This is a genomic window from Citrobacter sp. wls708, assembly GCF_005281255.1.
GTDB classification, from domain to species: Bacteria; Pseudomonadota; Gammaproteobacteria; order Enterobacterales; family Enterobacteriaceae; genus Citrobacter; species Citrobacter werkmanii.
Genome location: NZ_SZXE01000008.1, coordinates 216,951 through 234,205 on the forward strand (window position 1 = coordinate 216,951; position 17,255 = coordinate 234,205).

The window sequence follows — 17,255 nt, forward strand, 5'->3', positions numbered from 1 at the left end:
GCGTTAATACTCATCCATATCATGTACATACAGTGTATTTGCAACTTTTTGTTCTTCACATTTTTTATCAATACGTGCTACTGTATGTTTATACAGTATCTCGTAGTGGAGGTTGTGTGGATAGAGAGCTAAATGAGCACGTTATGATTGAGCGGGTCGAAATGATTGCGCGTCTGACGGCTGAAGGGACTTGTCAGGAAAGAGACCGTGAAATCGCATTGAATTTAATTGCGGAGATAGCAAGAGGCAACTTAATGAAAAACAATAATTTTTCTGTTGTTTTTTCCGCGCAGCCTGTTGATGAAACCTTTGCGAAGGAGAGCAAGGTGAGGGTAAATATCACATTAGATAAAGACCAAATAGTCGGCCAGCCGGTGATTGATGCTTTTCAGAGTGAATTGACCAAGCGAATACAGTCAGTTTTTCCGGCAACTCGCGTTAACGTCAAGAAAGGTTCTATGACTGGTGTTGAGTTGATGGGGTTCGATAAAGATTCAGACCGCGAAGCGCTGGACGCTATTCTTCAGGAAGTTTGGGAAGATGAGAGCTGGCGGTAGCTCCTCAAAAAAGTGCCAATATCAACCTCATGTTTGGTAGCATGGGGTTGTTTTTTATGGGATTACATAAAGGAAAATCATGGATACCGTAATAGCATTTTTATCTCTGGCTCTTTTTATTGCTTTTATCATTGGTCTTATCAAGCCGTCGCTGGTTAGGATGCCGAATCGTAAGCGCTCAAGCGCGGTTTACCTCGGCGGCTGTCTGGCGTTGGGCGTTATTGGCTCAATCTTGTGGCCGACTGAAAAGAGTCAGCCTGTAGCGAAAAATGATGCACCGATGGTTAAAGCGGAACCGGCTACGCCAACGTTTGAGTACGCAGATAAAACCCTCAAAGAATATCGCAACGAGCCAAAAGAAACCCGGCACGAAATCGTTAAGGATTATGTCGGTTTCAAAAGTGTACCGGTCAGCTATGTTGATGCTTTTTATGCCTGTATGAGTGAGTACACTTTTACTAAAGATGATGCGTTAAAGCTCGGTGATGTGTTGGGGTGGTGTTTCAACGACTTCGAGAAGGATCCACAATCTCTAAATAATAAAATCAACCTTGACATTTTTCAGGGGAATTTTAGCGGTTGGGATGGCTCTTATCGCCCGTTAGAGAAGCTGATAAAAGCCAGCATGAATGATGATTCCTCTTATAAACATGTTTCAACGGTCTACCATATTATTTTGAATAAAGACCCGCATGCTGTTGTAAAAACAACGTTTCGCGGAACTAATGCTTATGGTGGAGTGGTAAAACAGACCGTAGCGGCGCGCGTCGATGTTCGAACGGGTGAGGTCGATTCAATACTCGAAAATTAAGTAATATAGTGACAACGCCGCCGGTGCTGAAACTTGCTTTCAGTGCTGGCGGCGTTGAACAACGAGCCTTGCGAGGCGTTAGCATGCGTAAAATGAAAGCTGCTTGGGCGTGGATTATTCATATGAATTTAAAATTTTTCGGCATAATTATCCTTTCTGCTTTGATGTTCGTTTTAGGTTTTTTTCTCGGTGGTTTTAATTGGGGATGGGCTGATAAGAACTATTCTGGTGAGGTGGCGTTGTGGAGTATGCTTGGGGGGTGGTTGTCCGGAATTGCAACTCTACTTGCCGTGTTAGTTTCATTATACATGGCGTATCAAGCTACTCAGAATGAGAACGAAAAAATTAGAGTTACTCATGGAGTAAGTGTGGATGTTACTCATGGCAAGGGGGTTAGTTGTAATATCATTATCCAGAATATGAGAAATATGAGGGTGAATATTACGGGTGTTTTTTTCTCTCTGGGTAAATCATCAGGCAAGTTCTCTTTAGATAAAGTAATTGGTCATCGTGATATAACGCTATCATATAAAGGCGAAACAGAAAAAATTCAATTTATAATCGACTCTGGGGTTGTCTGGTGGTCAACGTATACGCTGTTCGATATGGATAAGAACATAGATTTTAAAAAGGGTAAACTCTTTATAACAACCAATCTCAACACATACGAATTTGATTTACCAAAAGCATACTTAGAAGCTTTTGAGGACGCTTATTCGCGTTATCAGAAAACAATAGGATAAGCTGCATGCAAAAGGTGCATGTTTTTGCCTGTGCTAAATTCACTAGCTTTGTGTATGGCACGCCAGAGCTGGCGCGCCTCCGGCGTGTTCGTGCACCTGCATTAAAACCGACTCATAAAGCGGGCAGGCGTGGCGGGGATAGCATTGCGCGCTGAGGCGGGTATTTATTTTATTTTTTCAGCGCCTGAGCGCGTCCCTGTGACGTTGTTGTGGGCGTGGGTGAGTAACGAGATGAAGCGAAGCGCCGACGGCGTGTCGTGGCGCTGAGGGCGTTGTATGAGGTGAGGGTAAAGCCGCCACGACGGGAGGCTGTGGGTGGGGTTACTCGTCGCCGCCGAGACTATATTTTTCGAAGCGGATAATTTCTTCACCCGCCCATTCGTTCAACTCCATAAACCGCGCCTGTAGCGGGGTCAGCTCGTTACGCACAAAGACCTTTGCCACCTTCTCAACGTCACCCACTGAGCCGACGTTCTCGGGCTTACCGCCCATAAGCTGGAATGGAATGCGGTGCGCGTCGAGCAGGTCAGCGGCACTGACTTTCTTGATATTAAAAAAATCATCCTTCGTGGCGACTTCGCTCAGTGGCACAATTTTAATCCCGTCTGCTTTACCATTCGGCGCGTAAAAAAACAGGTTCTTAAAATTGCCGAGTCCTTTCGAGTTGCGCATCGCCTTTCGCAGTGCCTCGACGTCGGTGCTGCTTTGCGCGGCGTCGGTCACATACATGATGTAACCCGCATGCGCGCCGTTCTGATAATACTTGCGACGGAACAGGGTCGCCGATTCATTCAGCCAGGCTGAATTGAGTGCGCTCAGGTATTCCGGCATCCCGTAAAGCTCCTGATTAATATCGGGCTCGAGCAGGTGGAAGACGGAGCCGGGCGCGAACTGGTGCGGCTGTGTGTAGCTCTGAATGTACCAGTAAACGTCATCCTCGATGCCACGGCGGGTGTATTTCGCCGGTGAGGTTTCCAGTTTTAACGGCTTGCCGGTCAGGCTGCGACGCTCTTCGATAAACGCATTACCAAACACCAGATAGTCGAGCGCAAACCGGGTGAAGTCCTGACGGGATAACAGCGGGTGCGGGATGTAGGTCGACACCAGAATATTACGCTTCACGTAAATCGGCGAGCTGTGATGCACGGCGGCGCGCATGCTCTTCGCCAGCCCGGAAAAGCTCACCGGCGGCTCGTACCACTGGCCGTTATCGATACACTCGACATAATCGAGAATATCGCGGCGGTCGAGTACCGGCGTCGGCTCACCAAAAGTGAATGCTTCCATGCTCTGTGCCGGTGCGGCGGTGTGGTTTTGGGTGCGCGGCGGCTGCTGGCGCTTGTTGCGTTTCTTGCTCATTAGTTCCACTCCATGATGCTGGATGACTGCTCACCGGTCGCGGCGGTCAGCGGCTCATTAATTAATACGTGCATGGTTGCCCAGGCGAGATCGGCATGACTGGCTTCCTCGGTGCGGCTGGCCTCATAGGTCGAGCTGCGACCACTGCTGGTCATGGTTTTGCGGATAGACATAAACGACTGCGTGATATCGGTCGCGCTGACGTCGTACTCGAGGCAACCGCGGCGAATGGTGTCTTTTGCTTTGAGCACCATCGCGGTTTTCATTTCCGGCGTGTAGCGGATTTCACGTGCAGCCGGGTAGAAAGACCGTACGAGCTGGAAAACGCCCTGACCGAGCCCGGTAGCATCGATGCCGATATATTCCACGGTGTATTTCTGCGTGAGCTCGCGAATGGATTCGGCCTGTTGGGCGAAGTCCATCCCTTTCCACTGGTGGCGCTCGAGGATGCGGAATTTGCCACCGGCAACGACCGGCGGCGCAATAACGACGCACCCGGCGCTGTCGCCACGTAATGACGGGTCGTAGCCAATCCACACCGGGCGGTGACCGAATGGCCGGTCGGCAAATGGCGCGTAGTCCTCCCATTTCTCGAGGCTGTCGACCATGCAGCGTTGCAGCTCTTCGAACGGGAATACCGACGCTTTATCGTCGACGAACTCGCACATAAACAGGTTGCGGAACTCATCGACACTGTTCTCGCGCTTCAGCGTATCGATGTTAAACAGGGTGCACCCTTTGGCGAGTGCGTCCTCGATGGTGACAATCTGTCGCCACTGGCCGTCAGGACAGGCGACGCCCTTCGCGAGTGCGGCGTGACTGATATCGATATCGACGCGCTCGCTCTTGTCTGAGCGCCCCTTGTTGAACTGCTCACCCGACCAGAACGGATAAGCGCCGTGCGCCAGCGATGATGGGGTCGAGAAATAGGTCGTGCGTAAATGCTCCTGTGACGACATGCCCCCGGCGACGCGCTTCAGTTTCTGGAAGTTGGGGATCCAGAAAATTTCGTCGACATACAGGTCACCGTTGTGACTCTGTGCCGTGTTGGCATTGGTACCGAGAAACATCAACTCCGCGCCATTGTTGCCGAGCACAATCGGGTCGCCGGTAAGCTCGACGCCAGCCTGTCGGGCAAAGGCGATAATGTATTTACGGAATACATAGGCTTGCGTCTTACTGGCCGACAAAAATATCTGGTTGTGGCCGGTCTTCAGCGCCTGTAACAGTGCCTCACGTGCAAAATAGAACGTCGCGCCAATCTGTCGCGATTTCAGAATGTTCCTTATGCGGTGCGCCAGCCCCGCGCGCCACCACTCGAGCTGATAGTCGAAAGACTGCTCGAGGAAAATCTCTTCGAGTTTCCCGATAGCCTCTTCGCTGAAAAAGTTCTTTTTCGGCTTCTTCTTTTCCCCTTTGTTGCGGTTGGCCACGTTCGGGTTTAAATCCGCTTCGTTGCCGGTCTGGCCGTAGCGGTTAACCCGCGCGAGGCGTTCCATCTGGCGCGCAAGAAAATCCGCGACCTTAAAGTCGTGAGCCGTCAGGTCAGGCTTTGCATAGAGCTGAATCAGCCGCGCCTCGAGCGTGAACTCGACCCGGTTTAACGGGGCGGTTTCTTCCCATTTATCACGCTGTTTCCAGCTCTGCACCGTGGGGCGCTTGACCTGTAACTGCTCCGCGATTTGTGGCACGGAATAGCCCTGCCAGAACAAAAGCGCGGCCTGTCGTCGCGGGTCGCTGAGTAGTGATGTGTCGTTGGTAGTGGTCATAAAACCTCACTGTGATGAGTACACGGCAAGGCTAAAGATTCAGGGGGGATGAATCGCTAACCCCCTGTTGTGTCAGGGGTTGCACTTCTGTAACCGGTGGCTGACGAGGGAGGGAGTCGGGAAACTACATCCGACCCGATAACCCAACTCAGGACACCTGACTCATGGCTAAAAAAATTTCGAAATGGTTTCGCATCGGCGTCGAGGGGGACACCTGCGACGGTCGCGTCATCAGTGCGACCGATATTCAGGAAATGGCCGACGGCTTTGACCCGCGCGTCTACGGCTGTCGCATTAACCTCGAGCATATCCGCAGCGTTATTCCCGACAGCCCGTTTTGCCGCTATGGCGACGTCACGGAAGTGAAAGCAGAAGTGATCGACGACGATTCGGCACTTAACGGCAAGCTGGCGCTGTTCGGCAAAATTGCCCCGCTCGACAACCTGCTCGCGATGCTGGCGAAAGGCCAGAAGGTTTACACCTCGATGGAAATTCGTCCGAACTTTGCCAACACCGGCAAATGTCACCTCATCGGGCTGGCGGTAACTGATGACCCGGCGAGTCTCGGTACCGAATACCTGCAATTCTGTTCCCGCGCACAACAAAACCCACTGGCCGGGAAGAAAGACCAGCCGGGCGACCTGTTCTCAGTGGCAACCCTTGCCGAGCTGGAATTCGAAGACCTGCCCGACACCCTGCTGACCAAACTCAGCGACACCGTGAAAGGCATCTTCAGCCGTAAACAGACTGACGACGATGCGCATTTCGGTGATGTACATGAAGCCGTGACCGCCATCGCCGAGCGGGTGCAGACCGGCGGCGAAAGCGCCGATGTGCGTTTCAGTGCAATTGAAGCCGAACTAGCCGACGTCAAAAAAGCGCTGGCCGAACAGGCCGACGCCACCTCGCAGCAATTCAGCACCCTGACCACCACGCTGGAAAATACCGAAAGCAGATCACAGGCGCGCCGCAAGTTAAGTACCGGCGGTGATGGTGATTCGGCGGTCTCCACGCTGACCGACTGCTAACCCCTGCTAACCCCGAAGGAAAAGAAACGCCATGCGTAAAGACACCCGTTTTAAATTCAATCAGTACCTGAGCCGTATCGCTGAGCTGAACGGCATCGAGGTCAGTGACCTTAACAAAAAATTCACCGTCGAGCCGTCGGTGACGCAGACCCTGTTTGACAAAATCCAGCAATCATCCAGCTTCCTGAAGCTCATCAATATGGTGACGGTTGGCGAGCTGACCGAGGAAAAAGTCGGTATCGATGTGACCGGCTCCATTGCCAGCACCGCTGATACCGACGGTGGCGTCGAGCGTAAGACCGCTGATTTCGCGAAAATGGATGCGTACCGCTATTTCTGTCATCCGGTGAACTTCGACTATCACCTGAAGTACAACAAGCTCGACCTGTGGGCGCGTTTTCAGGATTTCCAGATCCGGATCCGTAACGCCATCATCAAGCGTCAGGCGCTGGATTACATCACCATCGGCTTTAACGGCGTGAGCCGGGCGGCGACGTCTGACCGTAGCAAAAACCCGTTACTTCAGGATGTGGCTGTCGGCTGGTTGCAGAAATACCGCAACGACGCGCCTGAGCGTGTGATGTCCAGCATCACCGACGCTGACGGTACCGTGATTTCGAACACCATCAAAGTGGGTAAAGGTGGGCATTACGCCAACCTCGACGCACTGGTTATGGATGCGTTTGAGTCACTGGTCGCGGAAATTCACCGCGAAAACCCGGAAATGGTGGTCATCTGTGGTCGCCGTATCCTGACCGACAAATACTTCCCGATGATTAACAAATTCCAGGCGAACAGCGAACAGCTCGCCGGTGAGTTGATTATCAGCCAGAAAACCATCGGTCAGCTTCAGGCGGTGCGCGCGCCGTTCTTCCCGGCAAACAGCGTTTTCATTACAACGCTGGATAACATTTCGATTTATCTGTACGAGGACGGCCACCGCCGCCACATCGTCGAAAATCCGAAACTCGACCAGGTGGAAAACTACGAACAGGTCAAAGTCGATTTCGTTATCGAGGACTACGAGGCCGGTTGCCTGATTGAAAATATCGAGATCCTCGAGCCGGAAGAACCCGCCACCTCTGAACCAGTGAGCGCGGAAGTTTTCGCGGCGGCAATGGTCAAAGCGATGCAGTCTCTGACAGGCAGCGCACCGGCTGAAACCAGCACCACTGACGGCACGGAGGCATAACCGATGGCAACCCCCGCACAGCGTCACGCGATGCGGGTCTCGGCTGTCAGGGCATCGCAGCGGGATAACGCCCCGCTGCGTCATGCCTCACCTTACGAGCAAATGCTCGTCAAGCTGGCCGCAGACCGCCGGACGCTATCAGCAATTCGTTCTAAAGAACGCAAAGCGGATAAAAAACGCGAATTACTCCCGCTGTACCTGCCGTGGGTCGCTGGCGTACTGGAAAGCGGCACCGGCGCACAGGATGACATTCTGATGACGGTGATGCTCTGGCGTCTTGATGCGGGGGATATCACCGGTGCGATTGAGATTGCGCGCTATGCGCTGCGTTTCGGCCTGTCGATGCCGGAAAATCATTCCCGCACCACACCTTACATGCTGGCCGAAGAGGTCGCACTCGCGGCAACCCGCGCCCGAATTGCCGGGAAGCCGGTCGACGCTGCGCAACTCCTTTGCGTCATCGGGCTGACTGCTGAGGCCGATATGCCTGACGAAGTACGCGCCCGGCTGCATAAGGTCACCGGTCTGACCCTGCGTGATGCCGGTCAGCCTGAGAATGCGCTTTCTCACCTGCAACGCGCCTTACAGCTCGACACCAACGCCGGGGTAAGAAAAGACATTGAGACCCTCACTCGTGAGCTGAACCCGAAACCGGTCGCCGTCAAAAAAACAGCGCCGAAAGCCGAGAAAAAGGCACCTGCGAAAAAACAAGATTCACCGGTGAAACGAGGGCGCGGACGCCCGAAGAAAGTCGCCGGTTAACAGAACGCGCCCCGCGCCGGGCGGCACGCTGGTCAATGTCGGTGATTCACCGTAACTGCGACCGGCGTCCACCGCCCACCTATTTACTGAGGTACTCATGACCATGATTGTGATGAATAACCCGGCGCAACAGCGCGACCCGATGGTCATCCCGCCGGTGCCGGTCGACGAGCCGGTGATTAAAAACACGGCCTTTTTCCCGGATGTTGATCCGAAGCGCATGCGCGAAGAAATGCGCCTCGAGCAGACCGTGACGCCGGTGCGTCTGCGCCGGGCGATTAAAACCGCGATGGCCGAGACCAACGCCGAGTTAACCGACTGGCGCGACCTTCAGCTCGCCGCCGGTTATCAGCGCCTCGAGGATGTGCCGACGGATGAGCTCGACGGCGAAAGTGTGCGGGTTTTTCACTACTTCAACGCTGTTTGCTCGATGACGACCGCGACGCTGTACGAGCGTTACCGGGGCGTTGATGCCAGCGCCAAAGGTGACAAAAAGGCCGACAGCATCGATGACACCATCGATGAAATGTGGCGTGACATGCGCTGGTCGGTTGCCCGTATCCAGGACAAAGCGCGCTGCATCGTGGGGCAAATCTGATGAACGTCATCGCGCATCAGGGCGACACGCTCGACACGTTATGTCAGCGCCATTACGGGCGCACTGAAGGTGTGGTCGAGGCGGTATTGCTGGCTAATCCGGGGCTCGCTGAGCTGGGTGTCGTCCTGCCACATGGCACGGCGGTCAGTCTGCCTGAAGTCGACGCCGCACCGGTATCGGAGACCGTGAATTTATGGGACTGACTGTGGATAAAATCACAACCTTTCTGACCTACTGGCTGTCAGTGGTGCTGGCGTATTTCGGTACGCAGACACCGGAACGGGTCGCGCTTTATGTCGGGGGAAGCTGCGCCATTTTTACCGCGCTGGTTAACTTCTGGTACCAGCGAAAGAAATACCGCTATCTCGTCTCGATGGGGATTGATAAGGGGGTTATTCGTGGGCTCATTCGTTAAACGTTGCAGTGTGGCCGTCGTGCTGGCGCTGGCGGCACTGGTGCCTGATTTTCGTTTGCTTCACACCTCGCCGGAGGGGCTCGCGCTGATTGCCGACCTCGAGGGTTGCCGGTTGCGCCCTTATCAGTGCAGCGCGGGCGTGTGGACGTCAGGCATCGGCCACACTGCCGGGGTGGTACCGAAACGGGATATCACCGAGAAGGAAGCCGCCGCGAATCTGGTCGCTGATGTGCTGAACGTCGAGAAACGACTCGCGGTCTGTGTGCCTGTTGAAATGCCACCCGCCGTCTATGACGCGCTGGTCAGCTTCGCTTTTAACGTCGGTACCGGCGCGGCCTGTCGCTCAACGCTGGTGTATCACCTGAAACACCGGCAATGGTGGCAAGCCTGTGACCAGCTCACCCGCTGGGTGTTTGTGAATGGTGAGCGTAATACCGGGCTCGAAAATCGCCGCTTTCGCGAGCGCACCTACTGCCTGAAGGGGGCGAAATGAAAACGATGATGGTGCTGTTAGTGCTGGCGGTGGCCGGGCTGCTCTGGATGCGCCACGAAAACACCAGTCTGACCCGCTCCTTTGAACGGGCGAACAAGGTCGCCGGTGAACAAAAAACGGTGATTACCATGCTGAAAAGCCAGCTTAAAACGGCCTCCCGTATCCGTGGGGAAAATGAGACCGCTCAGGTCTTACTGCGCGGTGAGCTCATCGATGCCGGAGCGCGGGCGCAACGCCGGGAACAGACCATTACGAGGTTACTCAATGAAAATGAACAGCTTCGCCGCTGGTATAGCGCTGATTTACCTGATGCTGTGCGCCGGTTGCACCAGCGCGCCGCCTGTGCCGACGCCGGTGATTGTCTACAACGCATGCCCGAGGGTCAGTCTTTGTCCGATGCCGGGAAGTGACCCGACCACCAATGGCGACCTGAGCGCGGATATACGCCAGCTCGAAAGCGCCCTCGAGCGCTGTGCGCTACAGGTCAGAACCGTGAAAAACTGTCAGGATAAAATCGATGTACAAGCCGAAGAGTCTGCGAAAAGCCTTAACTGATGCCGTGCCGGTGCTGGCACGAAACCCCGATATGATGCGTGTCTTTATCGACAACGGGAATCTTGCCTCGACGCTGGCGACGTCGCTGTCGTTTGAGAACCGGTACACGCTTAATGTGGTGGTGACCGATTTCACGGATGATATCGAGCTGTTACTCGTTCCGATTCAGGCGTGGCTGCGCATCCATCAGGCTGACATTATGACGACCGATGAAGGGCGTAAAAAGGGATTCACCTATTTTGCCGATATCAACGACAACGACAGCGTTGATGTCAGTATCAGCCTGATGCTGACCGAGCGCACCCTCGTTAAAGAGCAGGGGGATAAGCTTCACGTCGAACAGGCTGAAGAGCCGCAGCCGCCGGAACCCGTTACCCGGCCGGTTGAGCTGTATGTTAACGGTGAGCTCGTGAGTCGCTGGCATGAATGACTTTAAACCCTTTGACGATAAGCTCGCGGGGCTGATAGCGGCGCTGTCACCTTCTGCCCGTCGCAGAATGGCCGCAGATATCGCGAAGACTCTGCGAGCCTGTCAACAGCGCCGGATTAAAACGCAGAAAGCACCGGACGGCACACCTTACGCCGCCCGAAAGCGCCAGCCGGTAAAAGCCAAAAAAGGCCGGGTTAAGCGGGAAATGTTCGCCAAACTCCGTACCAGTCGCTTTATGAAAGCCTCAGCGGGAAATGACGCGGCGGTCGTGGAATTTACCGGCAAGGTACAACGAATGGCGAATGTGCATCAGTACGGTCTCAAAGATAAGCCAGGGCGAAACAGTGCGCCGGTGCAGTACGATGCCCGAACGCTTATCGGATTTGATCATGAATCAAAAAATATGATTCATGACATAATTATGGTTTCTTTAGCTGAGGCGGCTAGATCTATTGATTGATTTTATGTATTTTATTTTCTATACAAGTGAGGGTGTTATGGAAAATAAAAAATATCAAGTATTTGTGAGCTCTACATATGTCGATTTAATTGATGCTCGCAAAAAAATCATAGAAACGGTCCTTAGTTTATACCACTTTCCAGTTGGCATGGAGATGTTTAGTGCTGATGACTCTGAACAGTGGGATATAATAAAGGAGACTATTGATGCTAGTGATTATTATGTGATTATCATTGGGCATAAATACGGGTCCGTTTCTAAAGACGGTATTAGCTATACTGAAATGGAATATAACTATGCTAAATCATTAAATATACCGGTGTTGGCATTTATTAGAGGGAGGGACGTTTTAACAAAACCACATGAGCGAGAAAGTGACCCTCAAAAAGAAAAGCAACTAAATGCTTTTATTGAAAAAGCTAAAGCTAACAAAATGTGTGATTTTTGGGAGACAATTGATGAGTTAGCGACGAAGGTTGCTATTGCCTTACCAAAAGTAATGCGACGGAATCCACGAACAGGGTGGGTGCGCGGTGACCAGGTCGCATCTAAAGAGATTACCGCCGAGTTGGCTGAGCTATCTAATGAGAATAGAAAACTAAGGGAAAAAGTCCGCGAATATGAAAGCCAATTACATAGCGATGCACCTCAATTAGAACTGAGCATGATTGATAATGACTTAACTTTGACGGTGGATGCAGAGTCGACTTATCAAGAGTACCTTCCACAATTATGCAAGGAAGCGGTACCTCTTGAGTTGAAGGACACTATCACCATTGATGAGATTGAATCATATAACTCTTCACTGCCTACTGATAAAGAGGTGGATTTATATAATAAAAAAATGAGATTGCACTGTAATTACAAAAACAATGCAATTACAGTAAAGCCCGTTTTAAGAAATAACGGGAGAACTTTTGCGTCAAATGTTTATGTTGAGATTGATTTTCCTGAGTTTCTAATAGTGCTTAAAGGTTCTAATGAAGACTTCTTTATAAAAGAGCCGAAATTAAAAATCCCTGAGTCCCCAATAAGTAAGCATAAAAAAAGACTCAGTGCTTTAATGTCACTCGAAAATTTTAGGATGGGTATTTTTGATGAGACATCGATAGCAATAGCTAACCCTCGTTTCGAAGTGCCAGCAATAATTAATCGAATAGCTGATTTAGGAACAGTTAACCAAGATGAGTGGGTTATGAAAGAGGACCATAAAATCACGTTGCGTGCGAAAAAAGTGTTACAGAGCTTAACTGTTGAGTATGAAGAAATAGTCATCATTCCCTTAACGATTGGCTCTGGAGTTATTAATTTTAAAATTATATGTGAGCAATTGAAGGAGCCTGTTGTTTTTTCTCGTCAGGTTACAGTTACCGCCAGCTAGTTTTTGTATGTTGTGCCATATCTGGTAAAACCCGCATCAATTGCCGTCCAGAGCACCGGGCGGCATCCTTCCTTGTATGAATACTCGCGCAACTCTTCAGGACGCTTTACGCCTCCTTCGCAACCTGATACGCACCGGCGTCGTCGTCGAAGTTGACATCGATGACGGGCGCTGTCGCGTCCAGACTGGCGGCATTGTTACCGACTGGCTTCAGTGGCTGACCACGCGCGCAGGTCGCTCACGTGTCTGGTGGGCTCCGTCTGTGGGTGAGCAGGTTTTACTGCTGGCCGTCGGTGGTGAGCTCGACACTGCTTTTGTGCTGCCCGGTATTTTCTCCGATGACCACCCCGCGCCGTCGGCGTCGGCTGATGCTTTTCACATCACCTTTCCTGACGGGGCTGTTATCGAGTACGAGCCGGAGACCGGCGCGCTGACTGTGAGCGGCATTAAAACCGCAGACGTTACGGCGTCGGATTCCATCACCGCGACGGTACCGCTGGTGACGGTGAAAGCCGAGACCCGCATCACCCTCGACACCCCGGAAGTGGTCTGCACCAACAAACTGACGACGGCGACGCTTGAGGTACAACAAGGCGGCACCATGCGCGGAAACATCGAACACTCCGACGGTACGTTTAAATCAAATGGCGTGCAGGTCGATGACCACGGTCACGGCGGTGTGCAAAGAGGTGGAGCCTGGACGGAGGACACGAAATGACGACCCGATATATCGGTATGAACAGAGAGACCGGGCGCACCATCACTGACGCCGATCATATCCGTCAGAGTTGTGGCGATATTTTGCGAACGCCGGTCGGCTCTCGCGTGATGCGCCGCGATTATGGCTCGCTGTTGTTCTCCCTGATTGATATGCCGCAGACCGACGCGCTGAGGCTGCAAATTATGTGCGCCTGTTATATGGCGCTGCTGAAGTGGGAGCCGCGCATCAGCATCAGCTCGCTGACGGTAGAACGTCAGTTTAACGGTCAGATGATTGTTGAACTGACCGGCGAGACCCGGGACACCGGCAAAACCCTGTCACTGACTATCCCTGTGAGTTGAATTTATGGCAACCATCGACCTGAGCCAGCTCCCCGCACCTGATGTGGTGGAAACGCTGGATTTTGAAACCATCCTTGCTGAGCGTAAGGCGACATTCGTGTCTCTTTATCCTGAAGACCAACAGGACGCCATTGCCCGGACGCTCGCCCTTGAGTCTGAGCCGGTGGTGAAGTACCTGGAAGAAAACGCCTATCGGGAGGTTATCTGGCGTCAGCGTGTAAATAATGCGGCAAAGGCGGTTACGCTGGCTTACGCAGAGGGCAACGACCTTGACGTCATCGGCGCAAACTTCAACGTCGAACGGCTGGTTATCACACCTGCTGATAAATCGGCAATTCCCCCGGTGGCGGCGGTGATGGAATCAGACTCTGATTTTCGTCTTCGCATCCAGCAGGCTTTTGAAGGGATGAGTGTGGCGGGCTCAACGGGTGCCTATGAATTTCATGGTCGCAGCGCTGACGGGCGAGTCGCGGATATTTCAGTTATCAGCCCGTCGCCAGCCTGTGTGACGATTTCGGTGCTCTCCCGACATGATAATGGTGCCGCATCCGATGAACTCCTGACAGTCGTGCGTAATGCACTTAATGATGAGAATGTCAGACCGGTTGCTGACCGTGTGACAGTTCAGTCAGCTGATATTGTTGATTACCAGATTCGGGCAACGATTTTTATCTATCCGGGGCCGGAAAGTGAGCCCATCCGGGCGGCGGCTGAAGCGAAACTAAAAGCCTATATCAGCGCACAGCACCGGCTCGGGCGGGACATTCGGCTCTCGGCCATTTATGCCGCGCTGCATGTTGAAGGGATCCAGCGTGTCGAACTTTCCGCGCCGGTCGCTGACATTGTGCTTAATAAAACTCAGGCGTCATTTTGCAGTGATTATCACATTGCGATAGGGGGCTCTGATGAGTAATGCGCGGCTGTTGCCGGTTGGCTCGTCGCCGCTTGAGGTGGCGGCGGCACGTGCATGCGCGGATATCGAAAACACTCCCGTCCCGCTGCGTCGTCTGTGGAGCCCTGATTCTTGTCCTGCAAACCTTTTGCCGTGGCTGGCGTGGGCGTTTTCCGTTGACCGCTGGGATGAGAACTGGCCGGAAAAGACAAAGCGGGATGTTATTCGCAGCGCGTATTTCATTCACTGCCGCAAAGGGACGATAGGCGCGGTCCGGCGCGTTATTGAACCGCTCGGCTACATCATCAACGTGACGGAATGGTGGGAGACCGGTGACCCGGCGGGCACATTTCGTCTTGATATTGGCGTACTGGAAAGCGGCATCACTGAGGAAATGTATTTAGAAATGGATCGGTTAATTGAGGATGCAAAACCCGCCAGTCGTCATCTGATTGGCCTGAATATTATCCAGGACATTCCCGGTTTTATGTATACCGGCGGTGTGAGCTGTGACGGCGATATTATTACGATTTACCCCGGATAAGTGAGGAATAATGAGCACGAAATTTAAAACTATTATCACCACTGCCGGAGCTGAAAAACTGGCAGCGGCCACCGTGCCGGGTGGTAAAAAAGTCAATATTACGGTGATGGCCGTCGGTGATGGCGGCGGTACGCTGCCGGAGCCGAACGCCGGTCAGACAAAGCTCATTAATGAGGTATGGCGTCATGCGCTGAATAAAATTAGCCAGGACAGCAGAAACAGCAATTACATTGTGGCCGAGCTGGTTATCCCGCCTGAAGTGGGCGGTTTCTGGATGCGTGAGCTCGGTCTTTATGACGATGAGGGCGCTCTGATAGCTGTCGCCAATATGGCCGAAAGCTACAAGCCAAAACTGGCTGAGGGCTCAGGGCGTGCGCAGACCTGTCGCATGGTGATTATTGTCAGCAGTATCGCCTCGGTGGAGCTGTCCATTGATGCGACTACGGTGATGGCCACGCAGGAGTATGTCGACGACAAACTGGCAGAGCATGAGCGGTCCCGCAATCATCCTGACGCCACGCTGAAAGAAAAAGGCTTTGTGCAGCTCAGCAGCGCGACAGACAGCACGTCTGAGACGCTCGCCGCGACGCCGAAAGCGGTCAAGGCGGCGTATGACCTTGCCAGTGGCAAATATACGGCTCAGGACGCGACCACGGCGCAGAAAGGTATCGTTAAACTCAGCAGCGCGACAGACAGCACGTCTGAGGCGCTCGCCGCAACACCGAAAGCGGTTAAGGCGGCGTATGACCTTGCCAGTGGCAAATATACGGCTCAGGACGCGACCACGGCGCAGAAAGGTATTGTTAAACTCAGCAGCGACACCAACAGCGAGTCTGAGTTACTTGCCGCCACCCCAAAGGCAGTAAAAGCCGCGAATGATAATGCGAATGGACGTGTGCCGTCCGGGCGAAAAGTAAACGCAAAGGCGCTTACCGGTGATATCAACATCACCTCGCAGGATATTTTTAACGGGCAGGCTATCGGAATTGACGCTGGTCAGAATCTGAATGATTTCAAAACAGCAGGTCTGTACTTTCAGGGAATGAATGTTAATACAAGCTCTGCACTAAAACGCTCGCCGCGACGCCGAAAGCGGTCAAGGCGGCGTATGACCTTGCCAGTGGTAAATATACGGCTCAGGACGCGACCACGGCGCAGAAAGGTATTGTTAAACTCAGCAGCGACACCAACAGCGAGTCTGAGTTACTTGCCGCCACCCCAAAGGCAGTAAAAGCCGCGAATGATAATGCGAATGGACGTGTGCCGTCCGGGCGAAAAGTAAACGCAAAGGCGCTTACCGGTGATATCAACATCACCTCGCAGGATATTTTTAACGGGCAGGCTATCGGAATTGACGCTGGTCAGAATCTGAATGATTTCAAAACAGCAGGTCTGTACTTTCAGGGAATGAATGTTAATACAAGCTCTGCACTAAACTACCCGGAGAATAATGCAGGGGCGCTCATTGTGCTGAGAAGCGCCGGTATTACGCAGATTTATTATGTATATAACAGCTCACGAATCTGGTCACGCAGTCAATACAGCAACGGAGGATGGACGCCGTGGGCGCGTGAATACAATACCCAAAATAAGCCCGGTGCATCTGAGATAGGTGCGCTCCCAATCACTGGCGGCACGTTAAACGGCTCGCTGGGAATTGGAGTGGCGAACGCCCTCGGCGGTAACTCAATCGTTCTTGGTGATAACGATACCGGCTTCAAACAGGAAGGCGATGGAATCCTGAATGTCTACGCAAACTCAGCGCTAGTTATGCGGTTTATTTCCAGCCTCATTGAATGCCTGAAACCGCTAAAAATTAATGGAAATTGCATTGCCACGGGTGAAATTCAGGCGGCTAACGGCGCTGTTCGTTTGGCAGCGGACGGTAACGTATACGGCACTATGTGGGGTGGTTGGTTGCGGGATTATCTTGCCGCCACCTTTCAACCCAAAGGTAATTTCACACCAGCGGGTCAGGCTTACACAAAAGCAGAGTCTGATGCCCGCTATGTGCAGAATATACGTGTCAGCGCCCCGCAGGAGCGTAAGTTTTGGGACGGGGCCGGATGGTCCAGCAATGACAGCGCGTTTGCAACTTCAATCTGGATGGTTGGCGGTAGCTCCAACGTTGGTGGTCTGTATGTCCGGTATGTTCAGAAAAATATCAACGGCACCTGGATTAATGTGACCGCTTAAAATTGTGG

The 17,255-nt window shown here is 52.7% G+C and carries 21 protein-coding genes and 1 pseudogene; 20 read left to right on the plus strand and 2 right to left on the minus strand.

The window, feature by feature from the left end; genetic code table 11:
* The first annotated feature begins 116 nt into the window (after positions 1-116).
* The 3 genes from FDW97_RS03700 (at position 117) to FDW97_RS03710 (ending at position 2,111) form a co-directional block, all read left to right on the plus strand.
* Complete coding sequence (locus tag FDW97_RS03700) at positions 117-557, plus strand: DinI-like family protein (RefSeq protein ID WP_137350653.1); 441 nt, start codon at positions 117-119, stop codon at positions 555-557.
* 79 nt (positions 558-636) lie between these two features.
* On the plus strand, positions 637-1,368 hold the full coding sequence (locus tag FDW97_RS03705) for a hypothetical protein (protein ID WP_137350654.1): 732 nt from the start codon (positions 637-639) through the stop codon (positions 1,366-1,368).
* An 8-nt stretch (positions 1,369-1,376) separates the two neighbouring features.
* On the plus strand, positions 1,377-2,111 hold the full coding sequence (locus tag FDW97_RS03710; protein WP_249359785.1) for a hypothetical protein: 735 nt from the start codon (positions 1,377-1,379) through the stop codon (positions 2,109-2,111).
* Between the two features lie 321 nt (positions 2,112-2,432).
* Here the strand turns inward: FDW97_RS03710 and FDW97_RS03715 are convergent, their stop codons facing one another.
* A complete protein-coding gene (locus FDW97_RS03715; protein WP_137350655.1) occupies positions 2,433-3,470 on the minus strand; it encodes a phage portal protein in 1,038 nt (345 codons plus the stop codon).
* On the minus strand, positions 3,470-5,239 hold the full coding sequence (locus tag FDW97_RS03720; RefSeq protein WP_126317377.1) for a terminase ATPase subunit family protein: 1,770 nt from the start codon (positions 5,237-5,239) through the stop codon (positions 3,470-3,472). The genes FDW97_RS03715 and FDW97_RS03720 overlap by 1 nt, the downstream gene beginning before the upstream one ends.
* Positions 5,240-5,403: 164 nt before the next feature.
* On the opposite strand from FDW97_RS03720, the gene FDW97_RS03725 reads away from it, so the two are divergent.
* From FDW97_RS03725 to FDW97_RS23765, 17 genes and pseudogenes are all read left to right on the plus strand, one after another.
* Complete coding sequence (locus FDW97_RS03725; protein ID WP_137350656.1) at positions 5,404-6,267, plus strand: GPO family capsid scaffolding protein; 864 nt, start codon at positions 5,404-5,406, stop codon at positions 6,265-6,267.
* A 31-nt stretch (positions 6,268-6,298) separates the two neighbouring features.
* A complete protein-coding gene (locus FDW97_RS03730) occupies positions 6,299-7,459 on the plus strand; it encodes a phage major capsid protein, P2 family (RefSeq protein WP_137350657.1) in 1,161 nt (386 codons plus the stop codon).
* 3 nt (positions 7,460-7,462) lie between these two features.
* Entirely contained in the window at positions 7,463-8,221 is a 759-nt protein-coding gene (locus FDW97_RS03735; RefSeq protein WP_137350658.1) for a terminase endonuclease subunit, read from the plus strand.
* A 97-nt stretch (positions 8,222-8,318) separates the two neighbouring features.
* The gene (locus FDW97_RS03740; protein WP_000177982.1) at positions 8,319-8,819 is read left to right on the plus strand and encodes a head completion/stabilization protein; all 501 of its coding nucleotides are present in this window, start codon (positions 8,319-8,321) and stop codon (positions 8,817-8,819) included.
* Positions 8,819-9,022, plus strand: coding sequence for a tail protein X (locus FDW97_RS03745; RefSeq protein ID WP_001100637.1), 204 nt, complete (start codon positions 8,819-8,821; stop codon positions 9,020-9,022). Before FDW97_RS03740 ends, FDW97_RS03745 begins: the two co-directional genes overlap by 1 nt.
* Positions 9,013-9,234, plus strand: coding sequence for a primosomal protein (locus tag FDW97_RS03750; RefSeq protein ID WP_137350659.1), 222 nt, complete (start codon positions 9,013-9,015; stop codon positions 9,232-9,234). Before FDW97_RS03745 ends, FDW97_RS03750 begins: the two co-directional genes overlap by 10 nt.
* Positions 9,218-9,727, plus strand: a complete 510-nt coding sequence (locus tag FDW97_RS03755) for a lysozyme (RefSeq protein ID WP_024150039.1) — start codon at positions 9,218-9,220, stop codon at positions 9,725-9,727. Before FDW97_RS03750 ends, FDW97_RS03755 begins: the two co-directional genes overlap by 17 nt.
* A complete protein-coding gene (lysB, locus tag FDW97_RS23600; RefSeq protein ID WP_137350660.1) occupies positions 9,724-10,137 on the plus strand; it encodes an Rz-like lysis system protein LysB in 414 nt (137 codons plus the stop codon). Before FDW97_RS03755 ends, lysB begins: the two co-directional genes overlap by 4 nt.
* Positions 10,037-10,282 (plus strand): Rz1-like lysis system protein LysC, encoded by a 246-nt coding sequence (gene lysC, locus FDW97_RS23490; RefSeq protein WP_079935231.1) that lies wholly within the window; start codon positions 10,037-10,039, stop codon positions 10,280-10,282. Before lysB ends, lysC begins: the two co-directional genes overlap by 101 nt.
* A complete protein-coding gene (locus FDW97_RS03770) occupies positions 10,245-10,712 on the plus strand; it encodes a phage tail protein (protein ID WP_137350661.1) in 468 nt (155 codons plus the stop codon). Before lysC ends, FDW97_RS03770 begins: the two co-directional genes overlap by 38 nt.
* Entirely contained in the window at positions 10,705-11,172 is a 468-nt protein-coding gene (locus FDW97_RS03775) for a phage virion morphogenesis protein (protein ID WP_137350662.1), read from the plus strand. The genes FDW97_RS03770 and FDW97_RS03775 overlap by 8 nt, the downstream gene beginning before the upstream one ends.
* A 37-nt stretch (positions 11,173-11,209) precedes the next feature.
* Positions 11,210-12,553: a DUF4062 domain-containing protein gene (locus FDW97_RS03780; RefSeq protein WP_137350663.1), complete on the plus strand. Its 1,344-nt coding sequence runs from the start codon at positions 11,210-11,212 to the stop codon at positions 12,551-12,553.
* A gap of 76 nt (positions 12,554-12,629) precedes the next feature.
* Positions 12,630-13,271 (plus strand): phage baseplate assembly protein V, encoded by a 642-nt coding sequence (locus FDW97_RS03785; protein WP_137350664.1) that lies wholly within the window; start codon positions 12,630-12,632, stop codon positions 13,269-13,271.
* Positions 13,268-13,615 carry a GPW/gp25 family protein gene (locus FDW97_RS03790; RefSeq protein WP_023223227.1) on the plus strand — a complete coding sequence of 116 codons (348 nt, stop codon included), beginning with the start codon at positions 13,268-13,270 and terminating at the stop codon, positions 13,613-13,615. Before FDW97_RS03785 ends, FDW97_RS03790 begins: the two co-directional genes overlap by 4 nt.
* Positions 13,616-13,619: 4 nt before the next feature.
* On the plus strand, positions 13,620-14,528 hold the full coding sequence (locus FDW97_RS03795; RefSeq protein WP_137350665.1) for a baseplate assembly protein: 909 nt from the start codon (positions 13,620-13,622) through the stop codon (positions 14,526-14,528).
* A complete protein-coding gene (locus FDW97_RS03800) occupies positions 14,521-15,051 on the plus strand; it encodes a phage tail protein I (RefSeq protein WP_137350666.1) in 531 nt (176 codons plus the stop codon). Before FDW97_RS03795 ends, FDW97_RS03800 begins: the two co-directional genes overlap by 8 nt.
* 10 nt (positions 15,052-15,061) lie before the next feature.
* Positions 15,062-17,247 (plus strand): annotated as a pseudogene (locus FDW97_RS23765) (tail fiber protein).
* The last annotated feature ends 8 nt before the right edge of the window (positions 17,248-17,255 follow it).

Coding starts and splice junctions, on each gene's coding strand:
- FDW97_RS03735 (WP_137350658.1), top strand. CDS start 7,463: ATGGCAACCCCCGCACAGCGTCACGCGATGCGGGTCTCGGCTGTCAGG.
- FDW97_RS03705 (WP_137350654.1), top strand. CDS start 637: ATGGATACCGTAATAGCATTTTTATCTCTGGCTCTTTTTATTGCTTTT.
- FDW97_RS03725 (WP_137350656.1), top strand. CDS start 5,404: ATGGCTAAAAAAATTTCGAAATGGTTTCGCATCGGCGTCGAGGGGGAC.
- FDW97_RS03790 (WP_023223227.1), top strand. CDS start 13,268: ATGACGACCCGATATATCGGTATGAACAGAGAGACCGGGCGCACCATC.
- FDW97_RS03800 (WP_137350666.1), top strand. CDS start 14,521: ATGAGTAATGCGCGGCTGTTGCCGGTTGGCTCGTCGCCGCTTGAGGTG.
- FDW97_RS03720 (WP_126317377.1), bottom strand. CDS start 5,239: ATGACCACTACCAACGACACATCACTACTCAGCGACCCGCGACGACAG.
- FDW97_RS03730 (WP_137350657.1), top strand. CDS start 6,299: ATGCGTAAAGACACCCGTTTTAAATTCAATCAGTACCTGAGCCGTATC.
- FDW97_RS03745 (WP_001100637.1), top strand. CDS start 8,819: ATGAACGTCATCGCGCATCAGGGCGACACGCTCGACACGTTATGTCAG.
- lysB (WP_137350660.1), top strand. CDS start 9,724: ATGAAAACGATGATGGTGCTGTTAGTGCTGGCGGTGGCCGGGCTGCTC.
- FDW97_RS03795 (WP_137350665.1), top strand. CDS start 13,620: ATGGCAACCATCGACCTGAGCCAGCTCCCCGCACCTGATGTGGTGGAA.
- FDW97_RS03715 (WP_137350655.1), bottom strand. CDS start 3,470: ATGAGCAAGAAACGCAACAAGCGCCAGCAGCCGCCGCGCACCCAAAAC.
- lysC (WP_079935231.1), top strand. CDS start 10,037: ATGCTGTGCGCCGGTTGCACCAGCGCGCCGCCTGTGCCGACGCCGGTG.
- FDW97_RS03775 (WP_137350662.1), top strand. CDS start 10,705: ATGAATGACTTTAAACCCTTTGACGATAAGCTCGCGGGGCTGATAGCG.
- FDW97_RS03785 (WP_137350664.1), top strand. CDS start 12,630: ATGAATACTCGCGCAACTCTTCAGGACGCTTTACGCCTCCTTCGCAAC.
- FDW97_RS03780 (WP_137350663.1), top strand. CDS start 11,210: ATGGAAAATAAAAAATATCAAGTATTTGTGAGCTCTACATATGTCGAT.
- FDW97_RS03740 (WP_000177982.1), top strand. CDS start 8,319: ATGACCATGATTGTGATGAATAACCCGGCGCAACAGCGCGACCCGATG.
- FDW97_RS03770 (WP_137350661.1), top strand. CDS start 10,245: ATGTACAAGCCGAAGAGTCTGCGAAAAGCCTTAACTGATGCCGTGCCG.
- FDW97_RS03750 (WP_137350659.1), top strand. CDS start 9,013: ATGGGACTGACTGTGGATAAAATCACAACCTTTCTGACCTACTGGCTG.